Here is a 25,139-nt window from a genome sequence, read left to right as displayed (position 1 = left end):
GTGCGGTCACACCGCGACCGGACGGCCGGAATCGCTCACAGACCGGCCGTGGGCGGGTGCGAGCGTGTGCCGCGCGTGCTCCCTGGCACCGGACGCAGGGATCAAGGGGGCGACGGCCGGCGGAGGTGAGTTCCGTGCTCGAGAACGAGACGACCGGGATCGGGGCGAAGAGCTGCCGATTGCCTCGCCCGGGCGGTGCCGGCACGTGGAGCGGCGCTCCGCGCCGGTGTGCCTTTGTGGCGCCTCCGACCGCCACAAAGGCACACCGGCGCCGCAGGCGCCTTAGGAGAGAGCCTTCGCCTTCAGCGCCTGGAACTCCTCCTCGGTGATGGTCCCGGCGTCGAGGAGCGCCTTGGCGTCGGCGATGTGCTCGGCGGGGGACTTGCCCGCGACCTCGCGGATGTAGTTGTCCTGGGCGGTCTTGAACTCGGCGGCTTCCCGCGCGCTCCGCTTGGCCATGCCGTCGCCGTGGACGATCAGGTACACCAGCGCGGTGAGCAGCGGGAAGATGAACAGGAAGATGATCCAGATCGCCTTCACCCAACCGGACTGCTCACGATTGCGGAACAGGTCGCCGATGATCATCCACAGCATGATCAGGTAGGCGACGAACGCGAAGCTGACGATGATGAACCAGATGATGTCCCAGAAATCCATGGAGCTTCCCTCTCGTCCCGTGTGAACCTCGAGTCCCGATCCGGAGGGGAGCCGTCACGCCGGGAGAAACAGCAAACGCGGCGGCACCCCCGGGAGACTTCCCGAAGAGTACCGCCGCGTTTGTCCGAATGCAGGCCGAACGGCGAGCGGAATCAGTGCGCCCGGTTGACCGCCGAGACGACCGCGCGCAGCGATGCGGTGGTGATCGACGGAGCGATGCCCACGCCCCAGACCAGCTTGGTGGTTCCGTCCGGACGGGTCACGTCCGCCTCGACGTAGGCGGCGGCGTTCGCGTCGTCACCGGCCGACATCGCGTGCTCGGCGTACCCGCGCACGGCGACCCGGTAACCGATCGTCTCCAGCGCGTCGACGAACGCGGCCAGCGGGCCGTTGCCCTCGCCCTCGATCTCCTTCTCGACGCCGTCGACCTTGACGGTCGCGACGATGCGGTCGGTGCCGTCGTCGGTTTCCGAGGCGGTGACCTTCTGACGCATCCGCTCCAGCGGCGTGATCGGGGCCAGGTACTCCTCGTGGAAGATGTCCCACATCTCCTTGGGGCTGACCTCGCCGCCCTCGCCGTCGGTGACCTTCTGCACCGCGCTGGAGAACTCGATCTGCAGACGCCGCGGCAGGTTCAGGCCGTGGTCGTGCTTCATGATGTACGCGACGCCACCCTTGCCGGACTGGCTGTTGACACGGATCACGGCCTCGTAGCTGCGGCCGACGTCCTTCGGGTCGATCGGCAGGTAGGGAACCGCCCAGACGATGTCGTCGACGTCCTGATCGGCGTCGTCGGCGTCGACCTTCATCTGGTCCATGCCCTTGTTGATGGCGTCCTGGTGGCTTCCGGAGAAGGCCGTGTAGACCAGGTCGCCGCCGTACGGGTGCCGCTCGTGAACCGGCAGCTGGTTGCAGTACTCGACCGTGCGCCGGATCTCGTCGATGTTCGAGAAGTCGATCTGGGGGTCGACGCCGCGGCTGAACAGGTTGAGGCCCAGGGTCACCAGGCAGACGTTGCCGGTGCGCTCACCGTTGCCGAACAGGCAGCCTTCGATGCGGTCGGCGCCGGCCATGTAACCCAGCTCTGCCGCGGCGACACCTTCACCGCGGTCGTTGTGCGGGTGCAGCGACAGGATGATGCTGTCGCGCTTGGCCAGGTTGCGGTGCATCCACTCGATCGAGTCGGCGTACACGTTCGGCGACGCCATCTCGACCGTGGCGGGCAGGTTGATGATGACCGGGTTCTCGGGGGTCGCGCCCAGCACGTCGACGACCGCGTCGCAGACCTCCTTGGCGTACGACAGCTCGGTGCCGGTGTACGACTCGGGCGAGTACTCCCAGCGCCAGTTCGTGTCGGGGTGGTTCTTCGCCTCTTCCAGCACCAGTGCGGCGGCATCCGTCGCGATCTTCTTGATCGCTTCCTTGTCGGCGCGGAACACGACACGGCGCTGCAGGATCGACGTCGAGTTGTAGAAGTGGACGATCACGTTCTGCGCGCCGGCGCAGGCCTCGAAGGTCCGCTTGATCAGTTCCGGCCGCGACTGCGTCAGCACCTGGATCGTCACGTCGTCCGGGATCGCGCCGTCCTCGATGATCTCGCGGACGAAGTCGAAGTCGGTCTGGCTCGCCGAGGGGAAGCCGACCTCGATCTCCTTGTAGCCCATCCGGACCAGCAGGTCGAACATGCGGCGCTTGCGGGCGGGGCTCATCGGGTCGATCAGCGCCTGGTTGCCGTCTCGCAGGTCGACGGCGCACCACGCGGGCGCACGGTCGATGACCTTGTCGGGCCAGGTGCGGTCGGGCAGCGAGATCGGCTCGACCTCCTCCGCGAACGGCAGGTACCGGTACACCGGCATCGAGGAGTTCTTCTGCTTGTTCCAGGACGGCTGGTCGGCCGGAGCCGGCTTGCTCGGCGGCGTGATGGTGCGCGAACCGGAAGTGAATGCGTCGGCGGGTGACATGACGTGCTCCAAAGAAAATGTGGACCTGTGGGTCCGAATCAGAATATCGACCGGCGCGTCGAAACCCCGCGACGGGAAGCCGGTCTGGTCAGATCCCGCCGCGGCGGCCGAGGAGAAGGGCGCGCTGCATGCCTGGCAGTGTACTCGTCCCGGCCCAGTCGGGCCCAGAGGGGGGCGATCCATCTCACACAATGGACGCGGCCGAAACCGGTGATCCGGACATGAAGGACAACCCTGCAGGGTGCTGGACGTGCCCCGCACCTGCGCGGACGACGAGGCGGTGGGGCTCCTCGGTTCGGGCGAGCTGCTCGGCCCGAACCGGCCGTTTCCGGGGGACGGCGAAGGGCAACGCGATGATCGTCGAGAACCCGACCGAGGAGTCCGGTTGCCGACTTGTGGCGAACACCGGTGGCGGTGTGTGGCTCGCGTGCGTCTTCCCGTACGTGCGCCCGGCGATCGTGTTCCGGGCCCGACCGCGTCGGTCTCCGCGGGCCGGACCTGGAAGGTCGGTCGGTGCCTATTGTCATGTGGCCGAGGGTATTTCGCCGGTACCGACTCGTCGTGGCTCCACCGCGTCGATCGGATGCGCGCTCGGTGCTTCGAACGCGGCAATCTCCTGTGGCGGCAGGTTCGGATTCTCTGGGCCTCGTCCGGAGCGGTCACGGCATCTCGCTCGACCGAAGGCCTGGAATTACTCGATCGGTGGGATCGACGAGATCTGACCGATCGCATGCCGCTACGCGCGCCCACTCGGTGATCATTTTCGGAACCCGGCCGTGTCACTCGGGGAAGATTCCTCGCGGTATTTTTCGGGGCTCGATTCGTTGATCAACGCATGCCGAATCCATTTCGGCTCACGTGAGGGCGTCGCGGTCGGAATCGGCAGCAGCCAACACTTCTGAGTAGCGCTCCGATGATTTCGGACAATTCATACCGTCGGTATGTACACTGCTTTTGGACTCGTTCGAATACCGGAAATGGAGGTTTCCTGTGGCGAAAAGAACCGTTGTCGAGATATTCGACGACATCGACGGAACCCCTTTGGAAGAGGACGGAGAGACGATAAGTTTTGCACTCGACGGGGTCGAATACACCATCGATCTGAACAAGAAGAACGCTCGGGACTTCCGCAAGAAGATCGAGCCCTACGTGGCGAATGCCACCCGTGTCGGAGGACGCAAGCGGCGAGGAAGCCCGCCCGGCGTCTCGGGTTCGCCGACTTCCAAGGAGATCCGGGAATGGGCCATCTCGGCCGGTTACGAGGTCCCTGCCCGCGGACGCATGCCGCAGTCGCTCGTCGACGAGTACACGGCGGCGCACTGACCTCCGTTCCGTGTCGGTCCGTAGACGGCAAGCACAGTCACGCAGCGCCACAGGCGATCACGCTGTTCCGCAGCCGGTGTTCGAGAGCGCGACCTACCGTGGTGACACGGGGTCTGCGACCGTCGTGGACATCGCAGTGGAGGTGTCATGTCTGCCAGGTTCGAGCTCTTCAAGGACACCGGCGGAGATTTCCGGTTCCGGCTGAAAGCAGCCAACGGCGAGATCATCGCGGCCAGCCAGGGTTACACCTCGAAGGCAGCGGCTCAGAACGGTATTGCGTCGGTCAAGGCCAATGCCGCCTCGGCTCCCGTGGAGGACTTGACCTCGAAAAAGTCGTGAATCGGGGTCTGTCGACGATATCGACGACCGGGTCGCGCCCGACCGACCTGTGGTCCTGCGACCGGTGTGCAGGACCACAGGTCGGGCGCGATTACAAGCGGCGGTTTGGGTCGGTGCCGTAGACGGTGCCGTCTGCAACGGGTGTCGCCGGCGCGTTGCGCCGCTTGAGTCCGGCCAAGCCGACCAGCCCGGCAAGGCCGAGCAGGCCCCACAGGCCGGTGTTGTCACCGTCGTCGGGATCGTTTTCGGCTTGAGCGACAACAGCCGCGGTGGCCGGGGCGGAGGTGTCGGCATGGGCAAGGCCGGCACCGGTGAAGGCGACCGTGGTCGCGGCGAGGACAGCAATGATTGTCTTGCGCATGGGGATTCTCCCTGATCTGTAAGGGTGGCACGGAAATTCGGTCCCTGCTGAACCGTGGAGTCCGCGTCGAACAAGAAGTCCTGTTCCCATCCGGCGGCATTGCGAAACAACCCTCGGCGGAACGGAATCGTCGCCGTGGCCGGCACCGGGTGTTCTTCCGGCCGGGGCCGACGGCACTTTTCGCCGGGCCGGCATGAATTCACCCGGCCGTGGGAATCCGGACTCATGGCCCAGCGAACCGAGCACGCGGTCGCGGCATCGAGTCGGTGGATCGACAGCGACGGGATCCGGTACCCGTGCGGTGACACGCACGCATGGACGCCCGGCACGAATCAAACCTTGTGCGGAGTTCCGCTCTCTCGTTCCCGTCTGGATCGCTTCGCGCACGTGCCGTGGAGCGAGGCGCTGTACCTGGCGGAGATCGGGGAGCACGGCGTCGTCTTGTGTCGTCGCTGCACCGGGGCCACGCAGAGCGACCGGCGCCGGTGGGTCCGCACCAACCCGCGGCCGTGATCACCGGGTGAGCCGACGTCGAGGACCCGGCGACCGTCGTGGCTCAGGCCGACCACGAGCGCCAGCGCAGCCGGTCGATCGTGATCACCGGGCCGGGTGGCCGTTGTTCTCGGTACTGCGGGTACTTGCGGGCCAGCGCGTCGAGTCCGGTGGCGCCCGCCTCGGTGTCCGCGTCGTGGACCGTGGCGATGCCGTCGATGCGGATCCACCACAGCTGCGACCAGTCGTCGCTGTAGTGGTCGACGAGCACGCTCACCCGCGGATTCTCGGCGATGTCGGTCAGGCGCCGCAGCCGCCGGGTGGTCTTCGGCTTGTCGTCGACGCAGGTGTGGATCGCGTCGCCGTCCAGGGCGAACACGATCGGGACCACGTGCGGCGTGCCGGACCCGTCCGCCGTGGCGAGTCGGGCCACCCGGGCGGCAGCGACGCGGCGGCGGGCGTCCATGCACCTCACGCTAGCCCTCCGGGCGCTCCGCGCCGGTGTGCACAAGTGGCGCCCGGAACCGCCACAAAGGCACACGGGCGCCGGAGGCGCAGGACGGCCCGAGCGGGGTCGTCCGGGGCCTCATCGGTAGACTCGCTTCCTGGTACTTGCACCCAATACCCGGAGGTTCGCCAGCGTGGCACTCGTCGTCCAGAAGTACGGAGGATCCTCGGTCGCGACGGCCGAGCGGATCCGGCGCGTCGCTGAACGGATCGTCGAGACCAAGAAGGCGGGCAATGACGTCGTCGTGGTCGTCTCCGCCATGGGCGACACCACCGACGAGTTGCTGGACCTCGCTCAGCAGGTGTGCCCGGTGCCGCCGGCCCGCGAGATGGACATGCTCCTCACCTCCGGTGAGCGCATCTCCAATGCTCTCGTCGCGATGGCCATCCACTCGCTCGGTGCCGAGGCCCGTTCGTTCACCGGCTCGCAGGCCGGTGTGATCACCACCGGCAGCCACGGCAACGCCAAGATCATCGACGTCACGCCGGGTCGTGTCCGGGCCGCGCTCGACGAGGGCAGCATCGTCCTGGTCGCGGGCTTCCAGGGCGTCAGCCAGGACAGCAAGGACATCACCACGCTCGGCCGCGGCGGATCGGACACCACCGCCGTCGCGCTGGCGGCGGCCCTGAACGCCGACGTCTGCGAGATCTACACCGACGTCGACGGTGTGTTCACCGCCGACCCGCGCATCGTCAAGGACGCGCAGCGACTCGACACTGTCTCCTTCGAGGAGATGCTCGAACTCGCCGCGTGCGGTGCGAAGGTGCTCATGCTGCGTTGCGTCGAGTACGCCCGCCGCTACAACGTGCCCGTGCACGTTCGTTCGTCGTACACCACCAAGCCCGGCACGATCGTGTCCGGATCGATGGAGGACATCCCCGTGGAAGAGGCCCTGATCACCGGCGTCGCGCACGACCGCGGCGAAGCCAAGGTCACCGTCGTCGGCCTGCCCGACACCCCCGGCTACGCGGCGAAGGTCTTCCGGGCCGTAGCCGACGCCGAGATCAACATCGACATGGTGTTGCAGAACATCTCGAAGGTCGAGACCGGCAAGACCGACATCACCTTCACCCTGCCGATGGCCGACGGCCCGCGTGCCGTCGAGCTGCTGACCAAGCAGCAGGACGAGATCGGCTTCACCCAGGTGCTGTTCGACGATCACATCGGCAAGGTGTCGCTCGTCGGGGCCGGGATGAAGAGCCACCCGGGCGTGACCGCGAAGTTCTGCGAGGCGCTCGCCGCGGCCGGCATCAACATCGATCTCATCTCCACGTCGGAGATCCGCATCTCGGTGCTGGTCGACGACACCGAACTCGACGACGCGGTCCGTGCCCTGCACGCCGCGTTCGACCTCGGCGGCGAGGAAGAAGCCGTCGTCCACGCCGGAACGGGACGGTAATCATGACCACCATTGCTGTTGTAGGTGCGACCGGCCAGGTCGGCATCGTCATGCGCACGCTCCTCGAGGAGCGCAACTTCCCCGCCGACAAGGTGCGGTTCTTCGCGTCGGCCCGCTCGGCCGGCAAGAAGCTGCCGTTCCGCGGCGAGGAGATCGTGGTCGAGGACGCCGCGGCGACCTCCGACGAGGATCTGAAGGGCATCGACATCGCGCTGTTCTCGGCGGGTGCGACCCTCTCCCGTGAGCAGGCCCCGCGCTTCGCGGCGGCCGGTGCGATCGTCGTCGACAACTCGTCGGCGTGGCGCAAGGACCCCGAGGTCCCGCTCGTCGTCAGCGAGGTCAACCCCGAGCAGGCGAAGAACCCGCCGAAGGGCATCATCGCCAACCCGAACTGCACCACGATGGCCGCGATGCCGGTCCTGAAGGTCCTGCACGACGAGGCGGGCCTGCAGCGCCTGATCGTCTCGAGCTACCAGGCCGTGTCCGGCAGTGGCATCGCCGGCGTCGAGGAGCTCCTCGGCCAGGCGCGCGCGGTGATCGCCGACGCCGACAAGCTCGTCCACGACGGCAGCGCCGTCGACTTCCCGGCGCCGGAGAAGTACGTCGCGCCGATCGCGTTCAACGTGCTGCCGCTGGCCGGTTCGCTCGTCGACGACGGCTCGGGCGAGACCGACGAGGACCAGAAGCTGCGCAACGAGTCGCGCAAGATCCTGGGCCTGCCGGATCTGCTCGTGTCGGGCACGTGCGTGCGCGTCCCGGTCGTGACCGGCCACTCGCTGTCGATCAACGCCGAGTTCGAGCGGCCGCTGTCGGTCGAGCGCGCGAAGGAACTGCTGGCGAACGCTCCCGGTGTGTCGCTCGTCGACGTGCCGACGCCGCTGGCCGCCGCAGGCAACGACCCGTCGCTCGTGGGCCGCATCCGGCAGGATCCGGGCGTGCCGGACGGACGGGGTCTGGCGCTGTTCGTCTCGGGCGACAACCTGCGTAAGGGCGCTGCGCTCAACACGATCCAGATCGCAGAGCTGCTCGTCTGAGCGAGTAGCCTCCCACTGCACTCGAGCGAGTGGATCACCCTTCGGGGTGGTCCACTCGCTCTTTTCGTCGCGCCGGTCCGAAAATGTGCCAGTCTGACAGCGTGCCGTCCATCCGCTCTGCAACGCTCGACCGCATCGACCCGGCAACCCTCTATCGGATAGTTCGGCTACGCCTCGAGGTGTTCGTCTACGAGCAGGGGATCGTCTGCGAACCCGAGCTCGACGGTCTCGATCTCGAACCGACCACCACGCTGTACTGGACCGAGGTCGACGGCGACGTGGTGGCGACCCTGCGGGTCCTCGACGACGGGCCGGTGATCCACATCGGGCGGGTCGCCACCGCGAAGCATGCCCGCGGGCGTGGTCACGCGGCGCGGCTGATCGATGCCGTGATCGGCGACTTCCCCCGTCCGATCGAGATCTCGGCGCAGGCGTATCTGGAGAAGTGGTACGGCCGCTGGGGTTTCCGCCGGACCGGGCCGAACTATCTCGAGGCCGGGATCGACCATGTGCCGATGCGTCGGGAGGCCGGCTGACCGTCCTCGGAGCCCGGAAAAAGAAAGTTACAAACAGTCTGGACTGTTTGTAGTTTTACCGTTACTCTCGGTTTCGTGACCGACACCACAGCCGGTGTGCCCCGCACACAGGCCCAGCGAACCGCGGCGACGAGAGCCAAGTTGCTCGACGCCGCCGTCGACTCCCTCGTCGAACTGGGATACGCGGGCACCAGCACGCAGGGCATCGCCAAACGCGCCGGCGTGTCCCGCGGCGCCCAGTTGCACCACTTCCCGACCAAGGAGTCGCTCGTCGTCGCGGCCGTCGCGCACCTCGTCGACAAACGGCTCGCGGAGATCCTCGAGGCACGGCCCGAACCGGACCGCGCGCTCGAGACGCTGTTCGACGCGTTCGTCGGCCCGTTGTTCGACGCGGCACTCGAACTGTGGGTCGCCGCCCGCACCGACCCCGCTCTGCACGAGGCGATGATCCCCTTGGAGCGGAAGGTGTCCGACGCCCTGCACGTCGGCTGCCTCGAGATCATGGGCGACCGGATCAGTCCGGACGCCATCGACCTGAGTATCGAACTGGCCCGCGGCTTCGCGGTGTCCTCCCTGATGCGTACCCCCGAATCCGATCGTGAGTTCCGGGAGCGGCTGCTCCCCGTCTGGAAAGCGCTGGTGATGAAATGAGTTCGGCAACGCTCCCCACCCACGTGCACACCCTCGTCGTAGGCGCCGGGTTCGGCGGAATCGGCATGGCCGCAACGCTGTTGCGCGAGGATCCGAAGGCGGACGTCGTCGTGATCGAACGCGGGGACGACGTCGGCGGTACCTGGCGGGTGAACAACTACCCCGGGGCCGCGTGCGACGTGCCCAGCGCGCTGTACTCGTTCTCCTTTGCGCCCGAGCCGGATTGGTCGAAGGCCCACGGCACCCAGGCCGAGATCTACGCCTACCTGCGCCGCGTCGCACGTGAGACCGGAGTGACCGACCGGACCGTGTTCGACTGCGAACTGCGCGATGCGCAGTGGGACGACGCGCGGGGGAGCTGGCTCGTGTCGACCTCCAAAGGTGACTTGACCGCCGACGTCCTCGTCGCCGCCACCGGTGCCCTGTCCACTCCGACCCTGCCGAAGGTTCCGGGACTGGAGCTGTTCGGCGGCACCATGTTCCACTCCGCCGAGTGGAACCACGACTACGACCTGACCGGCAAGCGGGTCGCCGTGATCGGTACCGGAGCATCGGCGATCCAGTTCGTTCCCGCCATCGTCGACAAGGTCGCGCACCTCACCCTCTTCCAGCGGACCGCCTCGTGGGTCATGCCCAAGCACGACCACACGATCGCGGCTCCGGTCAAAGCGCTCTATCGCCGGGTCCCGGCGGCACAGAGGCTGGTCCGTGCGGCCGTCTACGGCCAGAAGGAAACCTACGTGGTCGGGATGACCAAGCCGTTCGCGCGCAAGTGGATCGTGCCGCTGTTCGAACGCCGGGCGCGGTCCATCCTCGCGAAGCAGGTCGCCGATCCCGAGCTGCGCGCGAAGCTCGAGCCGAACTTCCGGATCATGTGCAAGCGGATCCTGTTGTCCAACGACTGGTTCCCCGCGATCACTCGGCCCGATGTCACCGTGGTCGCCTCCGGTCTCACCGCGGTCACCGAGAACGCCGTCGTCGACGACAAGGGCAACGAGTACGAGGTCGACGCGATCATCTTCGGCACCGGCTTCACGCCGACCGAACCTCCTGTGGCCCAGCACATTCGGGGTACCGGCGGACGCACCCTCGCCGAGACGTGGAACGGCAGTCCGTCCGCGCACCTCGGCACGGCGGTGCACGGGTTCCCGAACCTGTTCCTCATGTACGGACCGAACACCAACCTCGGCCACAGCTCCATCGTGTACATGCTCGAATCACAGGCCACCTACATCGCCGACGCGATCCGCACGATGCGCACCCGACGGCTGAGCTCCGTCGAGGTGACCGACGGCGCGCAGCGACGCTACAACTCCGGACTGGATCCGATGCTCGCCGATACGATCTGGAACGCGGGCGGATGCCAGAGCTGGTACCTGGACCGCAAGGGCCGCAACTCCGTGATGTGGCCGACCTTCACCTGGAAGTTCCGGCAGGCGACCCGGCGTTTCGACTCCGAGAACTACGTGGCGCGCCCCGCCGCCGAGCAGGTGAACGCATGACCCATTACGACGTGCTCGTGATCGGCTCGGGCTTCGGTGGCAGCGTCTCGGCACTGCGGTTGACCGAGAAGGGCTACCGCGTCGGTGTCCTCGAGGCCGGGCGGCGGTTCAGCGACGACGAGCTGCCGAAGACCAGCTGGCGGCTGCGCAAGTACCTGTGGGCACCGGCCCTCGGCTGCTACGGCGTCCAGCGCATCCACCTGCTGCCCGACGTGCTGGTGATGGCCGGCGCAGGGGTCGGCGGAGGATCGCTCAACTACGCCAACACGCTCTACCGGCCACCGTCGGCGTTCTTCCGGGATCCCCAGTGGGGGCACATCACCGACTGGGAAGCCGAACTCGGCCCGTACTACGACCAGGCCGCGAAGATGCTCGGAGTCCGCCCCAATCCGTCGACCACTCCCGCCGACGAGGTGATGCGCTCGGTCGCCGAGGACATGGGTGTCGGTGAGACCTTCACGACCACGCCGGTCGGCGTGTTCTTCGGAACGCCCGGCGAGACCGTGCCGGATCCGTTCTTCGGCGGTGCCGGACCCGAGCGCACCGGCTGCACCGAATGCGGTGGGTGCATGACCGGCTGCCGGGTCGGGGCCAAGAACACCCTCGTCAAGAACTACCTGTACCTCGCCGAGAAGGCCGGTGCGACCGTCCATCCGCTCACGACCGTCACCGAGGTGCGTCCGCGGGAGGGTGGCGGCTACGAGATCCACACGAAGAGCACCAACCGGATCCGTAAGCGCCGCAAGGTCTTCACCGCAGATCAGGTCGTCGTCGCGGCCGGCACGTACGGCACCGCGCGGTTGCTGCTCGCGATGCAGGAGACCGGTGCGCTGCCGAACCTGTCGCCCCGCCTCGGCACGGTCGTGCGCACCAACTCGGAGGCGGTGCTCGCCGCGTCCGCGCAGGACACCACGATCGACTACACCCGCGGCGTGGCGATCACGTCGTCGTTCCACCCGGACGACCACACGCACATCGAGCCGGTCCGATACGGCAAGGGCAGCAACGCCATCGGCCTGCTGCAGGCACTGCTCACCGACGGCGGCGGTCGCGCCCCGCGACTGGTGAAGTTCTTCGGTGTCGCCGCCCGCAACCCGGGCGCGTTCTTCCGCAGTCTGTCGGTGCGGCACTGGTCCGAACGCACCGTGATCGCGCTCGTCATGCAGACCGACGACAACTCGCTCGAATTGCGCAGCCGCCGAAGCCCGTTCGGTCGCGGTGTGACGAGCAAGCCCGGACCGGGCGAACCGCCGCCGGAGTGGATCCCGGTGGGGCACGAGGCGATCCGGCGGGTCGCGGACAAGCTCGACGGTGATGCGGGAGGCTCGATCGCCGATCTGGTGAACATTCCGATGACCGCCCACTTCCTCGGTGGCTGCGTCATCGGCGACTCGGCGGACACCGGCGTCGTCGACCCGTACCTGCGCGCGTACGGCCATCCGGGGCTGCACGTCGTCGACGGCTCGGCGGTCAGCGCGAACCTGGGTGTGAACCCCTCGCTCACCATCACCGCGCAGGCCGAACGCGCGATGGCCCTGTGGCCCAACAAGGGTGAAGCCGACACCCGCCCCGCGCTCGGGGAGGGCTACGTGCCTGTGGCGCCGGTGGCGCCGGTCCGGCCGGCGGTGCCCGCCGACGCTCCGGCCGCGCTGCTGCTGCCCGTACCCACCGTCCGCCGAGAGGAACCCGCACATGCTGTGGAGCGTGCCTGAGAGCAGCACGGACCGGGAGGACTGGCCGGTCTCGCCCCCGCCGCCCTGGCCGGCGGCCGTGCGCGCGACCCTGTGGTGGCACCGCAGTACCCCCGACGCGGCGCAGTTCGGGCCGGGCGGGACGACGCTGCCGTTCACCCTCGCGATGATGGTGGACTACCTCGAGTCGCCGGTCGGACCCTACCGGGAGATCCTGGCCAGCCCGGTGCTGCGACCGGGCGTGATTCCGTCGATGGCGGTGCCGTTCATCGCCGTCGACTCGGAGCCGTCGGTGCACGGCGGCCGGACCCACTGGCATCTGCCGAAGGTGCTTGCGGAGTTCGCCGGCGACGTCACCCGGACGTTCTCGGCGACGGGTGAGTCGTGGAAGGTGACGACCACGGCATCGCCCAAGGGCCCCGAGCTGCCCATCGCCGGGGGGCTGACGTTCGCGCAGCCCCTCGACGGCGGGGGACTGTTGCGGGCGACGGCCAAGCTGCGCGGCCGCTTCCGGTACGCCCGGGTGGAGGTGCAGGCCGGCGGTCCGACGCTCGACCGGTGGCTGCGGGCCGGAACCCATCACGGCATCGTCATCACACGGGGTCGGATGAGTACGGGGCCGGGTCGGTAGCGCGGATCGGCGGAGGCAGGAGACAGCCGCGCGTGGGCGACCGCGCGCGGCTGTCTTCCCGTCGGCGGACCCCTACGACGCCTCGCGCATTGTCAGTCCACCGAGTTCGATCGTGTACGTCCGGGCCGCCTCGTCCCACCACACCGCGTACGTGGTGGGGTAGAGGCCGGTGCGCTGGTATGCCTCGGGCTGCGGCAGCTGCTCGTGCAACAGCGGCCGGGAGGCGAGCCAGTCGCGGCTCATCATCGGTTCGACGAACCCCTGCCGTCCGTTCCACGTGCCGTACAACACCGTCTCAGTGAGGTGGTGTCCCGATTCGGCGGTGTCGACCCAGTGCAGTCCCATGCGCGGAACCGTCGACATCAGCGGATCCCCGCTCGGTGCGTAGCCCGCGGGCAGGTATCTCGGGTCCGGCAGGGTGGTGGCTGCCTGGACGTAGCCGGGGACGAACGGGTCGATCGTGGACACCGTGGCACTGTCGAGCAGATAGAAATGCACGTCGAAGTGCGGCACGTCGAAACCGTGCTCGGGGTTGTGGCCGTGCGAATTCCAGTCGACGGTGACGTGGTCGAACGGCGTGGCCTTCGCCTGCTCGGGCAGCTCGAGCACGTACTCCTCGGTGGTCGGCAGCAGGCCGTCGGGCAGTTCGTCGAGCGTGGCCGCGTCGAGCCTGACCCCGATCGTGGCCGGCGTGCCGTCGTCGTCGAGGGTGACGTACGCGCGGGCGTTGCCCGCCCCGACGGGACGCGTGGGGCCCTCGACCAGGCCGGAAATGCCCCCACCGGCCGCGGTCGCGGGAGTCACGAACAATCCGAGGCACCCTGCGGCGGCGATCACGGCGAGCAGGCGCGCGCAGGGTCGAATCACCATGTACAGCCCTCGATTTCCGACGCGGGGGTATCCGTCGTTTCGGATACTAACTGCGCGTCGGGCGGGCGCGGGCGCGGTAGATCGATTCGTGATCGTCGGGTGTTCCGAGTGCGTCCGGGCCTCGGCATCCGAGTGTCGCGGCAACCCGATCCCCGGCGACCGCGGCGAGGGGTGGCCGGTCGCATCAGTACATCGTTCCCATCGCGGTTCGTACCTCGGCGAGTGTCTGCTCGGCGATCTCGCAGGCGCGTCGGTTACCCTCCCGCAGGACTGCGTGGACGTGGTCCGGGTTCCCGGCGAGGTCGTCGCGCCGACGACGGTGTGCGGCAAGGAAGTCGTTGACGGCCTCCGTGGCGATCTTCTTCAGTGCTCCGGCCCCGGCGTCGCCGATCGTGTCGGCGATCTCGTGCTCGTCGCTGCCCGTGCACAGCGCCGTAGTGGTCAGCAGCGCCGAGACCCCGGGGCGGGCGACGGGGTCGAAGGTGATCCGCCGATCCGAATCGGTCGGGGCCTTGCGGATCACCGCGGCTGTCTCGTCGGCGGTCATCGACAACGTGATCGCGTTGCCGTACGACTTGGACATCTTCCGTCCGTCCAGGCCGGGTACTTCCGGGCTGGAGGTGAGCAGCGCCTGCGGCTCCGGAAACACCGCCCCGTAGCGGTCGTTGAACCGCCGGGCGATCACCCGGGTCAGTTCTACATGGGGCACGTTGTCCTTTCCGACCGGGACCAGATTGCCCTTGCAGAACAGGATGTCGGCGGCCTGGTGCACCGGATACGTCAACAGCAGGCCGCTGAGCGCGCGGCCCGAGGCGGCATGCTCGGCCTTGACGGTCGGGTTGCGGTGCAGTTCGGCTTCGGTGACCAGGCTCAGGAACGGCAGCATCAGCTGGTTCAGTGCCGGCACCGCGGAGTGGGTGAAGATCGTGGCCCGATCGGGGTCGATCCCGGCGGCCAGATAGTCCAGGACTGCGCTGTAGACGTTGTCCCGGACCCGGCCGATGGCATCGCGGTCGGTGACGACCTGGTAGTCCGCGAGGACGACGAAGGTGTCCACGCCCGAGTCGTGCAGACGCACACGCTCGGCGACGGTGCCGAAGTAGTGTCCCAGATGCAATGGGCCCGTTGGTCTTTCACCGGTAAGAACCCGATATCGACCAGGGTTCGCGGCGACGGCGGTGCGGAGAGTCTCGCTGCGTTCGACGCTGGTGGCAAGGGAAGTCATGTACTGCTCCTGAAATGGTCAGGGGCTGCACGAACCTCGATCTGGTCGGACGACGATCGCGGGCTGCGTACAGCCCGCGGACATGGTCAATTGGGCTGCCGGCGCAGCCACCACCATGCCTGTCGGATTACGATCACCCGGCCAGCGTAGCAGTTCGGCCGATTGCCGAACCATCTCTCGCCGTGCTCCAATGGAGCGGTGATTACCGTGACGCAGCGCTGGTGGCCGTACTCCTAGCGGCCCGTCGACTGTGCTTTCCGGCCGCCTCTTCCGCGGTCGATCACGCTCGCTTCCTGGACGGTGGCGGCACGTCCGGTGAGGTGGCCTCGATTCGAGAGGAACCACCCATGACCCACGACGATCCTGTTCCGGCCGGCGGTATCGGAGAGATGCTGATCAGTTCCCGTTCGCTGGACGAGTACCGGGCGATGTTCGGCCTCACCGCCGATGACCTGTTCCGACGGATCTTGGACTGCCCTGGAGGTGCGGCCGGGTTCACCGGCGAGGTGAACGACCGCGGCGGCGATGTAACTGCATGTGACACGGCCTATTTCGGTAACGGAGCGGAAGAACTGGCCGCCGTCGCGGCAGCCGAGACCGACCGCGGTGACCGATACGTCCGCGCTCACGCCGACGAGTACGACTGGACGTTCTTCGCCGACCCGGACGAGCACCGGCGCGTCCGGCAGCACGCGGTCCGGAAGTTCGCCGCCGACATGAGCCGGCACCCGCAGCACTACGTCGCCGGGCGCTTGCCGTCCCTGCCGTTCGCGGACGATAGCTTCGACCTCGTACTCAGTTCACACCTGCTGTTCAGCTATTCCGACCGCCTCGACCACGCCTTCCACGTCGACGCGATCGTCGAACTCGTGCGCGTCGCCAGCGGCGAGGTGCGGATCTTTCCGCTCGTGGCCTCGGGATCGTCGGTTCTCTATCCGCGCCTGGACGAGCTGCTCGCGGAGCTTCGGGGACGGAACATCGCCGGTGAAGTCGTCGAGGTCGACTACCGCTTCCAGAAGGGCGCCGACCGCATGCTGGTCTGCCGTGCGGCTCAGCCGCCCGTGTGCCTTTGTGGCGCCTCCGACCGCCACAAAGGCACACGGGCGAAGCGCCCCTTTTCTTGACTAATTCCAGAAAAGGGGCATACTCGTAGTCATGGAACGAACGGACGAGAACTTCGACCCTCGCGAGCAGTTGCGCTCGGTGGGGCTCCGAGTGACCGCTCCGCGCGTCGCGGTACTCGGAATGGTTGCCGCACATCCGCATTCCGATGCCGACGAGGTGGCCGCAGCCGTGCGCCGCGAACTCGGTTCCGTGTCCACCCAGGCGATCTACGATGTGCTGAAAGCCTGTGTGAGTGCGGGATTGCTCCGCCGGATAGAGCCGGCCGGCTCGCCGGCGCGGTTCGAAGCCCGAACCGGCGACAACCATCACCACCTCGTGTGCCGCAACTGCGGCACGGTCGTCGACGTCGATTGTGTGGTCGGCGCGGCCCCCTGTCTCGCTCCCTCGGACGCACGCGGATTCGCCGTCGACGAGGCCGAGATCACGTTCTGGGGACTGTGTCCCGACTGCCGTTAGTCCACCCCGTCGGCCAGGATGGTATCGCGCCCCCGGACCGAGAAGATCTACGCGCACAATGCATCAGGAGATCAGCATGACCAACGCACCCTTCACCACCAACAACGTGGGAAACCCGATCGGCAGCGACGACGAATCGCTGACCGCCGGTACCCAGGGCCCGATTCTGCTGCACGACCACTACCTCATCGAGAAGCTCGCGCACTTCAACCGGGAGCGGGTGCCCGAGCGGGTCGTCCACGCCAAGGGCGGCGGTGCGTTCGGTGAGCTCGTCGTCACCGGTGACGTCAGCGCCTACACCAACGCCAAGCTGTTCCAGCCGGGCGCGAAAACCGAATCGCTCGTGCGTTTCTCGACCGTCGCCGGTGAGCAGGGCAGCCCGGACACGTGGCGCGACCCGCGCGGCTTCGCGGTCAAGTTCTACACCGAAGACGGCAACTACGACCTGGTCGGGAACAACACGCCGGTCTTCTTCATCAAGGATCCGATCAAGTTCCCCGACTTCATCCACTCGCAGAAGCGCCTGCCCGGCTCGGGCCTGCGCGACCACACGATGCAGTGGGACTTCTGGACACTGCGGCCGGAAACCGCACACCAGGTGACGTGGCTGATGGGCGACCGCGGTATTCCGAAGACCTGGCGGCACATGGACGGGTTCGGTTCGCACACCTACCAGTGGATCAACGCCGCCGGTGAGCGCTTCTGGGTCAAGTACCACTTCAAGACCGACCAGGGGATCGAGTTCCTCACCCAGGCCGAGGCGGACACCCTCGCCGGAACCGATCCGGACTACCATCGGGCCGATCTCTACAACGCGATCGAGCGCGGCGAGTACCCCAGCTGGACGCTGAAGGTGCAGGTCATGCCGGTCGCCGAGGCCGAGGCGTACCGCTTCAACCCGTTCGACCTGACGAAGGTGTGGTCGCAGAAGGACTACCCGCTCATCGAGGTCGGCACCTGGACGCTGAACCGCAACCCGCGCAACTTCTTCGCGGAGATCGAGCAGGCCGCGTTCGCGCCGTCGAACATCGTGCCGGGTATCGGCTTCTCGCCCGACAAGATGCTGCTCGGCCGCGTGTTCTCCTACGCCGACGCGCACCGCTACCGCATCGGCGCCAACCACGCGCAGCTGCCGGTGAATGCGGCGCGCAACGAGGTGCGCTCGTACTCGCAGGACGGAAACATGGCGTTCTCGTTCAACGACCCGGCGACGCCGGTGTACGCACCGAACAGCTTCGGTGGACCGCACGCCGACCCGCAGCGGGCCGGTGACGACGGCCTGTGGGAGTTCGGCACCGAGGCGATCCGCGCCGGATACGTCCGGCACGCCGAGGACGACGACTTCGCGCAGGCGGGGACGCTCGTACGCGAGGTTCTCGACGACGCCGCGCGGGAGCGCCTGGTCGACAACATCGTCGGCCACATCCTCGGCGGAACCTCGGAGTCCTTGTACGAGCGGATCTTCGACTACTGGCGGAGTGTCGACGCCGACCTCGGCAAGAAGGTCGAGGAGGGTGTCCGGGCCGGCCGCGGCTGACCGGACGCCGGATCAGAGCAGGCCCCACCAGTAGACGAGAACGGCGAGAGCGAAGACGATCAAGGATTCCATCGTCGGCCTCCTTCGCGATGCGAGCGGTTGCCTCCATCATCCGCCCCGCCGGCACCGATCTCCACATCCACCACGTACGTGCTCACCGCTTCGGGGGAATCCCCGAAGCCCTCGAAAGGAGTGGCAAGATGAACAGCCCCATCACCAGCACACTCGATCCGGCACGCCGCGACGTCGCCGCGGACGCTCTGCAGGCCGCCCTGGTCGACCTCGTCGACCTGAGCCTGATCGGCAAGCAGGCACACTGGACGGTCGTCGGACCCCAGTTCCGCAGCATCCACCTCGCACTCGACGAGTTGGTAACAGTCGCACGTGATTTCGCGGACCAGGCGGCCGAACGACTCACCGCCATCGGTGTCGCCCCGGACGGCCGCGCCGCCACGGTGGCGCGCGAATCGGGCACGAAGGGGTTCGGCAACGACTGGACCAAGGGCGAGGAGGTCGTCGCGGCGATCGTCGACAACATCGCCGCCGTCGTCTCGCGGCTGCGTCACCGGATCGACTCCACCGCGGATGCCGATCCGGTGACGCAGGACCTGCTCATCGGGCAGACCGCTCGGCTCGAGCAGCTGCACTGGATGTGGCAGGCGCAGCTCGCCTGATCCATCACCCGTCCGTTCGAACAACTGTGTGACGGATGTGTCGGGAGTCATTGCTAGGTTGGAACCCGGACCGATGCCACGGCGTCGGGCCGGGTTCTTCTGCCTGCGCTCTCGAAAGGTGTTCTCTGTCATGGTGATGGGTCCCACCCACGCGGTTTCCGGCGCGCTCGTCGGGTTGCTCGTCGCCGACGTGCTGCCGCAGGACTGGGGTGGGCCGACGTCCACCGCCGAGACGTTCGCGTTCGCGGGGGTGTGCGCCGGCGCGGCGCTGCTGCCCGACCTCGACACCGCACAGTCGACGGTCGCCCGGTCGTTCGGCCCGGTGAGCCAGGCCGTCGCCGGTGGCATCGACCGGGTCTCGGTCGGCTACTACAACCTCACCAAGGGTCGCCGGGACCGCAAGCGCCGCGGCGGGCACCGCACCCTGACCCACACCGCGCTGTTCGCCGGACTGCTCGGGGTCGGGGTGTCCGCGCTCGTCGCGCGGTTCGGGCGCGAGGCGATCGTCGCGGTCCTGTTCGTCACCCTCGGACTGGCGCTGCGGGGACTGTTCGGGGGATGGGCGAAGCGGAACGGCTGGCTCGCGGTCACTGCGACCGCTGCCATCCTGTCGGTGCTGACGTGGACGTGGTTTCCCGGGGAGGTCGGTTCCGTCGGTCTCGGGGTGGCGGTGACGCTGGGCTGTGCGACGCACTGCCTCGGCGACGCCATCACGAAGGAGGGCATCCCGTTCCTGGCACCGTTCCTGCCGTGGCGCGGTGAGCGCTGGTGGGAGTTCAAGATGCCGCGGGTCGTCGCGATCCGCGCCGGTGGTCCGTTCGAGGTGGGGATTCTCGGGCCCGGCCTGACACTGGCGGCGGTGGGATTTGCGATCTGGTCGATCGACGGTGCGCCCGAATACATCCAGGGGGCGCTGGAAGCTTCCGGGCTCGCGTTCTGAGGGACATTTTCGGGGCCGCTGGTATCGGAACTGAACTTGTTCTATTTTGGCTCTGATCTTTCTATCCCCACCTCAGATCGGAGCTCGACGACGTGAGCGACAGCGCACCGGCCATCAGCCTCAGCCGACGTGGATTCCTCGGCGCCGCCGCAGGAGCAGCAGCGCTGACCGGCCTCGGCTGGAGCCCCGCCGGTGCCGTGCCCCTCGGCGACCCGCGGGCGACCATCCCGGCACCGCCCGACTTCCCGGCCGACATCCCGCTCGCCCAGCAGCGCTTCGAGAACTGGGCCAAGACCATCCGCTTCGACGCCGTGTGGACCGCGACGGCCCGCGATCCCCAGGACGTCGCGCGCATCGCGAACTGGGCGCACGCCCACGGCTACCGCGTCCGCCCGCGGGGCACCATGCACAGCTGGAGCCCCCTGACCGTGGTACCGGGAGGCAGCGTCGAGAAGATCGTGCTCATCGACACGATGGCGCACCTGAACTCCGTGACCGTCGACCCCTCCGGCACCCCCGCGACCGTCACCGCCGGTGCCGGGGCGAGCATCGAGTCGATCCTGACCGCCCTCGAGCACGAGGGACTGGGATGGGCGAATTCGCCTGCCATCGGTGACATCACCATCGCCGGCGCCCTGTCCATCGGTGCCCACGGTGCGACCTACCCGGCGGCGGGGGAGAAGGCGATCCCGGGGCAGTCGTTCGGCTCCCTGTCGAACCTCGTGGTCGCGCTCGACGCCGTCGTGTGGAACTCCGCATCCGGCGCCTACGAGGTGCGCACCTTCCAGCGGTCCGACGCCGACATCACCGCGTTGCTCGCCCACGTCGGCCGCAGCTTCGTCACGTCGGTGACCCTGCAGGCCGGCGCGAACTACCGGTTGCGTTGCCAGAGCTTCACCGACGTGCCGTGGCAGGAACTGTTCGCCCCGGCCGGTTCGCCCGGCCGCACGTTCGAGCGGTTCGTCGAGGAGAGCGGACGCGTCGAGGCGATCTGGTTCCCGTTCACCGAAACGCCGTGGCTGAAGATCTGGTCCGTCAGCCCGGAGAAGCCGGCCGGGTCCCGCGAGGTGTCCGGTCCCTACAACTACTTCTTCACCGATACGATCCCGGAGGCCGTGACCACCCCGCTCGGTCAGGTCGCGAGCGGTCTCCAGTCCGCCACCCCGGCGTTCGGGGCAGGCCAGTTCGGGGCTGTCGCGGCAGGACTCGTCGCGACCGGCACCAACGACCTGTGGGGCTGGTCGAAGGACCTGTTGTTCTACCTGCGGCACACCACGCTGCGGGTCGTCGCCGGTGGTGGTGTCGTGGTGACCCGTCGCGAGAACATCGCGCGCGTCATCAACGAGTTCACCACGTGGCTGCACGAACGCATGACCCACTTCGCCTCGCTCGGCCAGTACCCGGTCAACGGCCCGTTCGAGGTGCGGCTGTGCACCGTCGACGACCAGTCCGAGGTTCTCGTCGACTCGGCGGGCGCCCCGAACCTGTCGCCGGTGAGGCCGCGGCCCGACCGGCCGGACTGGGACACCGCGATCTGGATGAACGTGGTCTCGCTTCCTGGCACGGCCGGGATGCCGGCGTTCTTCCGGGAGATGGAGCAGTGGATGGCGGACCACTACTCCGGTGACTACGCGACCTTCCGTTCCGAATGGTCCAAGGGCTGGGCGTTCGACGAGGAGGGCGGCTACCGCCATGCGGAGTTCCTCGGTGAGACCATCCCGGCCATGTACCGCACCGGACTGTCGTCGAAGGCCGGCTGGGACGGCGCTCTCGAGGTGTTCGACCGGCACGATCCGCACCGCGTCTTCGGCAACGAATTCCTCGACCGGCTGTTTCCCTGAGTCGAATTCGTTCTCTGAGGCATGATCGGGCAATGACTCGTCCCGAATACGCGGCGTTGCTGCGCGCCGACACCGACCGGCTGCTCCACGTCGCCGACGGACACTTCGATCGGCCGGTTCCGACCTGCCCGGGCTGGACCGTCGAACGGCTGGTGGGGCACGTCGGCCGGGTGCACCGTCGCGCGGCGGCGTGGCTGACGACCGCTGGTGGTGAAGTCGGGGCGAGCGGAGCGACGGGGAATGTCACCGAGATCGAACAGCCGCCGGGCTCCGAGAGTCTCGTGGACTGGGTGCGGCGCGGCCTCGACGAGCTGCTCGCGGCGCAGGATGCCGCCGACCCCGAGCAGACGGTCGAGACCTGGGACGGGCCGCGGCATTCCGCGTTCTGGGTCCGGCGCATGGCGGTCGAAACCGCACTGCACCGTGTCGACGGCGAGTCGGCGGTCGGTGCGCCCACGCCGATCGATGCGGCCCTGGCCGTCGACGGTGTCGACGAGTTGTTCGAGGTGATCATCCCGCACCGCGGCACCGGCGAACTGCGTCGTGGTGGGGAGACGGTCCACCTGCACGCGACCGACCCGGATCTCGGCGAGGGACTCGGCGAGTGGTTGATCGTGCTGGGTGCCGACGCCGTGACCGTCGAACATACGCACGCGAAAGGTGATGTCGCGGTGCGTGGTTCCGCGTCGGATCTGTTGCTTCTGCTGTGGAACCGGGTGGATTCCGCCGGGCTCGAGGTGTTCGGGGACCGCGCGATCCTCGAGCGCTGGCGAAGCGCCGTGACCGTGTAGTGCAGCTTCGCTGCCGGTGTGCCTTTCTGGCGCCCCTGGCCGCCACAAAGGCACACCAGCGGCAGCCTACGAGTTCGCGAGCTCGTAGCGACGGCGGTACTCGTGCTTGGAGGTCTCGCTGACGTCGACGTCGGTCGCCTTGGCGCGCAGCGCGCCGACGGTGGCCTCCTCACGCGGGATGTGCTTGAACGGATCCCAGCCGAAGAAGCGCGCGACGTTCTCGTGCGTGATCTTGTTGATCTCCTCGTCGGTGCAGTTCGACGCCTTCAGCTCCTCCATCAGCATCTCGGGCGACCGCGGCCACGTCGAATCCGAGTGTGGGTAGTCGCATTCCCAGGCGATCGTGTCGATGCCGAGACGGTCGCGGTTGCTCAGCGCACTCGGCTCGGTGATGTAGCAGGCCAGGAAGTTCTTGCGCCACGCGTCGGTCGGGGTCACGCCCTTGGGCAGGAAGGTCCGCCCGGTCCATTCCTGGTTGGTGACGTGCCGCTCGAGCCGGTCGAGCCACGGCGGAACCCAGCCGACACCGCCCTCGCTCATCGCGAACTTCAGGTCGGGGAACTTCTTGAGCGCACCGCTGAGCATGACGTCGGTCGCGGCGATCGTCGAGATGAGCGGCGTCAGGATCATCATGTCGTCGAGGTCGAAGCCCTCGGCGCGCTTGACGAGGTTGATGCCGCCACCGATGTGCAGACTCAGCACGATGTTGCGGTCGGCGCACGCCTTGAAGATCGGATCCCAGTAGCCCGACTTGAACGGCGGATAGCCTTCGCCGACGCCGTACGGGGTCTCGGGAATGCTGATCGAACGGACACCCATCGCGTCGAGGCGCTCGATCTCCTTGACCGATTCGTCGACGTCGAAGAACGGAATGATTCCGAGCGGGATGAAGCGGCCGGGGTAGGTGCTCGGGACCTCGCCGACCACCCAGTCGTTGAACGCCTTGCACGCCGCGAGCGACAGCTTCTTGTCCGGCAGACTCGCCAGGTGCGTGCCCGCGAATCCGGGGAACGTGGCGAACAGGGTCGCAGCGAGGGTGCCGTTGGCGTCCATGTCGCGCACGCGCAGACTCATGTCGTAGATGCCCGGCCGCATCTCGGCGTAGCCGGTGGGGTCCATGCCCCATTCCTCCTTGGGCCACGACGCGACCGCGTTGAGTCCCGAGCTCCCGACCACGACGCCCTGGAACATCCACGCCTGCACGTCGGGATTTCGCGGGTTGGCGGTCAGCTTCGGTGCCTGGTCCTTGAGGCTCTTGGGGAAGTATTTCTCGAAGAGATCGGGCGGTTCGACCACGTGGTCGTCGATGCTGATCATCACCATGTCGTCAATGTTCATCGGAATCCTCTCGTGCGGAACAGAGCTGTCCGGCGGCACTCGCTCCTGTGAGAATATTACTTTCAGAACTGAGAATCCAGATTTCGATCCGCCGCGAAGGGACGCCAACACGGCAGGCAGAACCTCTGTCATGATGCCGATATGAAAGAGAACGCCATTTCCGTCGACTTCTCGGAGGATCTGTCCGAGCTCATCCTGTCGGGGGCGCGCACGTTCACCGCGGACTTCGGACTGAACACCCTCCTGCTCGACGAGCGCCGCTCGGTGATCCGCGCGAACCTCACCGACAAGGTGCGCTCCCCGGCCGGCGGGCCGGCTCTGGGCTTCCTGGTCACCGCCGTCGACATCGTGACCTCCGACCCCGCGCTCGTCGCCGGGGCCGGCGACTGGACCGCAACGCAGGACCTGTCCCTGCACGCCGTGAGCACGCCGAAGGACGGCCCGCTGTTCGTCGACGCCAACCTCGTCCGTACCGGCAAGAAGACGGTCGTCGTCTCGGCGGACGTCTACGACGGTCACGGTCGCCAGGACATCGCCGGTTTCGCACGCGAGATCGACGCCGGCGCGGCGGACGAACCCGGCGGACCGACCCTCGTGGCGCGCGGGCTCGTCACCTTCGCGCGGCTGCCCCGGCACGCGGCAGCCCACGCGGACCTCTACACACCCGAACAGTGGGTTGGCAAGGTGCGCGCTCACCCGGACCGCGAAATCGACGGCGACATCTACGAACGCCTCGATTTGCGCGTCGTCGACGCGGCGGCCGGCATCCTCGAACTCGACCGGAGCGTGTTCGTCATCAACCAGATCGGCACCATCCAGGGCGGCGCACAGGCCCTGCTCGCCGAGGCCGCCGCCCACGCGATGCGACCCGGACTCGTCGCCACCGACATGCTCGTCCGCTACCTGTCCCAGGTGCGGTCCGGCCCGGCGCGCTCGTACGGCACCGTGCTGCGCGACGCCCCCGACCACAGCGTGATCGACATCCGTCTCGTCGACGCCGGTGACGACGAGCGGGTGCTCGCGCTGATCACGGTGACACTGCAGCGCCCGTAGGCGCCGTTCGAGTGTGCACAACTTGTCGCGTCGCGTCGGCGCGTCGCAACAATTTGTGCGCACTCGGCAGGGGCGCATCGAATTTCACGCATCCAAGCGTTCGACCCGGTCCGGTCCAAGCGCGGGGGAGCAGCGTCTGCGAGGTGACTTCAACCTCGACGAACCAGAACGGGCCGACGACTGTTCCGGCCACCCCGAAAAGCC

At 67.7% G+C, this 25,139-nt stretch carries 24 protein-coding genes; 17 read left to right on the top strand and 7 right to left on the bottom strand.

The genetic code is table 11. From position 1 onward, the window contains the following. Positions 1 to 282 precede the first annotated feature (282 nt). Together I0Q12_RS28460 and leuA are read right to left on the bottom strand one after the other, a co-directional pair. Complete coding sequence (locus I0Q12_RS28460; RefSeq protein WP_197256942.1) at positions 283 to 657, bottom strand: SHOCT domain-containing protein; 375 nt, start codon at positions 655 to 657, stop codon at positions 283 to 285. Between the two features lie 152 nt (positions 658 to 809). Then, positions 810 to 2,618, bottom strand: a complete 1,809-nt coding sequence (gene leuA, locus I0Q12_RS28455; RefSeq protein ID WP_197256940.1) for a 2-isopropylmalate synthase — start codon at positions 2,616 to 2,618, stop codon at positions 810 to 812. 990 nt (positions 2,619 to 3,608) lie between these two features. Between leuA and I0Q12_RS28450 the strand changes: the two genes are divergently transcribed. After that, the gene (locus I0Q12_RS28450; protein WP_197256938.1) at positions 3,609 to 3,941 is read left to right on the top strand and encodes an Lsr2 family protein; all 333 of its coding nucleotides are present in this window, start codon (positions 3,609 to 3,611) and stop codon (positions 3,939 to 3,941) included. 147 nt (positions 3,942 to 4,088) lie between these two features. Continuing rightward, on the top strand, positions 4,089 to 4,280 hold the full coding sequence (locus I0Q12_RS28445) for a YegP family protein (protein WP_197256936.1): 192 nt from the start codon (positions 4,089 to 4,091) through the stop codon (positions 4,278 to 4,280). Positions 4,281 to 4,371: 91 nt separating this feature from the next. Here I0Q12_RS28445 and I0Q12_RS28440 read toward each other — a convergent pair whose 3' ends face one another. Beyond that, entirely contained in the window at positions 4,372 to 4,641 is a 270-nt protein-coding gene (locus tag I0Q12_RS28440) for a WGxxGxxG family protein (protein ID WP_197256934.1), read from the bottom strand. 556 nt (positions 4,642 to 5,197) lie between these two features. Continuing rightward, on the bottom strand, positions 5,198 to 5,599 hold the full coding sequence (locus I0Q12_RS28435) for a TIGR03668 family PPOX class F420-dependent oxidoreductase (RefSeq protein WP_197256932.1): 402 nt from the start codon (positions 5,597 to 5,599) through the stop codon (positions 5,198 to 5,200). A gap of 175 nt (positions 5,600 to 5,774) precedes the next feature. Between I0Q12_RS28435 and I0Q12_RS28430 the strand changes: the two genes are divergently transcribed. The 7 genes from I0Q12_RS28430 to I0Q12_RS28400 all read left to right on the top strand — a co-directional run bounded on the left by I0Q12_RS28430 (position 5,775) and on the right by I0Q12_RS28400 (position 13,085). Further along, entirely contained in the window at positions 5,775 to 7,040 is a 1,266-nt protein-coding gene (locus I0Q12_RS28430) for an aspartate kinase (RefSeq protein ID WP_197256930.1), read from the top strand. Between the two features lie 2 nt (positions 7,041 to 7,042). Continuing rightward, positions 7,043 to 8,074 (top strand): aspartate-semialdehyde dehydrogenase, encoded by a 1,032-nt coding sequence (locus I0Q12_RS28425; RefSeq protein ID WP_197256928.1) that lies wholly within the window; start codon positions 7,043 to 7,045, stop codon positions 8,072 to 8,074. A gap of 83 nt (positions 8,075 to 8,157) precedes the next feature. Continuing rightward, on the top strand, positions 8,158 to 8,610 hold the full coding sequence (locus I0Q12_RS28420; protein ID WP_231611616.1) for a GNAT family N-acetyltransferase: 453 nt from the start codon (positions 8,158 to 8,160) through the stop codon (positions 8,608 to 8,610). 75 nt (positions 8,611 to 8,685) lie between these two features. Further along, entirely contained in the window at positions 8,686 to 9,261 is a 576-nt protein-coding gene (locus I0Q12_RS28415) for a TetR/AcrR family transcriptional regulator (protein WP_197256917.1), read from the top strand. Beyond that, positions 9,258 to 10,763 (top strand): NAD(P)/FAD-dependent oxidoreductase, encoded by a 1,506-nt coding sequence (locus I0Q12_RS28410; protein ID WP_197256915.1) that lies wholly within the window; start codon positions 9,258 to 9,260, stop codon positions 10,761 to 10,763. The genes I0Q12_RS28415 and I0Q12_RS28410 overlap by 4 nt, the downstream gene beginning before the upstream one ends. Next, entirely contained in the window at positions 10,760 to 12,475 is a 1,716-nt protein-coding gene (locus I0Q12_RS28405) for an FAD-dependent oxidoreductase (protein ID WP_197256913.1), read from the top strand. Before I0Q12_RS28410 ends, I0Q12_RS28405 begins: the two co-directional genes overlap by 4 nt. Beyond that, complete coding sequence (locus I0Q12_RS28400) at positions 12,459 to 13,085, top strand: acetoacetate decarboxylase family protein (RefSeq protein WP_231611637.1); 627 nt, start codon at positions 12,459 to 12,461, stop codon at positions 13,083 to 13,085. The genes I0Q12_RS28405 and I0Q12_RS28400 overlap by 17 nt, the downstream gene beginning before the upstream one ends. Positions 13,086 to 13,157: 72 nt before the next feature. On the opposite strand, the gene I0Q12_RS28395 is transcribed toward I0Q12_RS28400, so the two are convergent. Then, complete coding sequence (locus I0Q12_RS28395) at positions 13,158 to 13,955, bottom strand: DUF5602 domain-containing protein (protein ID WP_197256910.1); 798 nt, start codon at positions 13,953 to 13,955, stop codon at positions 13,158 to 13,160. A 184-nt stretch (positions 13,956 to 14,139) separates the two neighbouring features. After that, positions 14,140 to 15,180, bottom strand: coding sequence for a tryptophan--tRNA ligase (gene trpS / locus I0Q12_RS28390; protein ID WP_197256908.1), 1,041 nt, complete (start codon positions 15,178 to 15,180; stop codon positions 14,140 to 14,142). Positions 15,181 to 15,527: 347 nt separating this feature from the next. Here trpS and I0Q12_RS28385 point away from each other — a divergent pair, with 347 nt between their 5' ends. From I0Q12_RS28385 to I0Q12_RS28355, 7 genes are all read left to right on the top strand, one after another. After that, a complete protein-coding gene (locus I0Q12_RS28385; RefSeq protein WP_197256906.1) occupies positions 15,528 to 16,304 on the top strand; it encodes a methyltransferase domain-containing protein in 777 nt (258 codons plus the stop codon). A 31-nt stretch (positions 16,305 to 16,335) separates the two neighbouring features. Further along, entirely contained in the window at positions 16,336 to 16,761 is a 426-nt protein-coding gene (locus tag I0Q12_RS28380) for a Fur family transcriptional regulator (RefSeq protein WP_197256904.1), read from the top strand. Positions 16,762 to 16,837: 76 nt separating this feature from the next. Further along, complete coding sequence (locus I0Q12_RS28375; RefSeq protein ID WP_197256902.1) at positions 16,838 to 18,298, top strand: catalase; 1,461 nt, start codon at positions 16,838 to 16,840, stop codon at positions 18,296 to 18,298. A gap of 200 nt (positions 18,299 to 18,498) precedes the next feature. Next, on the top strand, positions 18,499 to 18,972 hold the full coding sequence (locus I0Q12_RS28370; RefSeq protein WP_197256899.1) for a Dps family protein: 474 nt from the start codon (positions 18,499 to 18,501) through the stop codon (positions 18,970 to 18,972). A 130-nt stretch (positions 18,973 to 19,102) separates the two neighbouring features. Continuing rightward, a complete protein-coding gene (locus I0Q12_RS28365; protein WP_197256897.1) occupies positions 19,103 to 19,912 on the top strand; it encodes a metal-dependent hydrolase in 810 nt (269 codons plus the stop codon). Positions 19,913 to 20,004: 92 nt separating this feature from the next. Continuing rightward, on the top strand, positions 20,005 to 21,753 hold the full coding sequence (locus I0Q12_RS28360) for a cholesterol oxidase substrate-binding domain-containing protein (RefSeq protein WP_197256895.1): 1,749 nt from the start codon (positions 20,005 to 20,007) through the stop codon (positions 21,751 to 21,753). Between the two features lie 32 nt (positions 21,754 to 21,785). After that, positions 21,786 to 22,544 carry a maleylpyruvate isomerase family mycothiol-dependent enzyme gene (locus I0Q12_RS28355; protein WP_197256893.1) on the top strand — a complete coding sequence of 253 codons (759 nt, stop codon included), beginning with the start codon at positions 21,786 to 21,788 and terminating at the stop codon, positions 22,542 to 22,544. Between the two features lie 66 nt (positions 22,545 to 22,610). Here I0Q12_RS28355 and I0Q12_RS28350 read toward each other — a convergent pair whose 3' ends face one another. Next, positions 22,611 to 23,882 (bottom strand): amidohydrolase family protein, encoded by a 1,272-nt coding sequence (locus I0Q12_RS28350; protein ID WP_197256885.1) that lies wholly within the window; start codon positions 23,880 to 23,882, stop codon positions 22,611 to 22,613. A gap of 141 nt (positions 23,883 to 24,023) precedes the next feature. Here I0Q12_RS28350 and I0Q12_RS28345 point away from each other — a divergent pair, with 141 nt between their 5' ends. Beyond that, positions 24,024 to 24,935 carry a hypothetical protein gene (locus I0Q12_RS28345; RefSeq protein WP_231611615.1) on the top strand — a complete coding sequence of 304 codons (912 nt, stop codon included), beginning with the start codon at positions 24,024 to 24,026 and terminating at the stop codon, positions 24,933 to 24,935. Positions 24,936 to 25,139: the final 204 nt, after the last annotated feature.

Source organism: Rhodococcus sp. CX (assembly GCF_015865005.1).
Classification (GTDB): domain Bacteria; phylum Actinomycetota; class Actinomycetes; order Mycobacteriales; family Mycobacteriaceae; genus Rhodococcus.
Note: the sequence above shows the minus strand (reverse complement) of the source record. Positions and strands in the feature narration are given on the sequence as shown.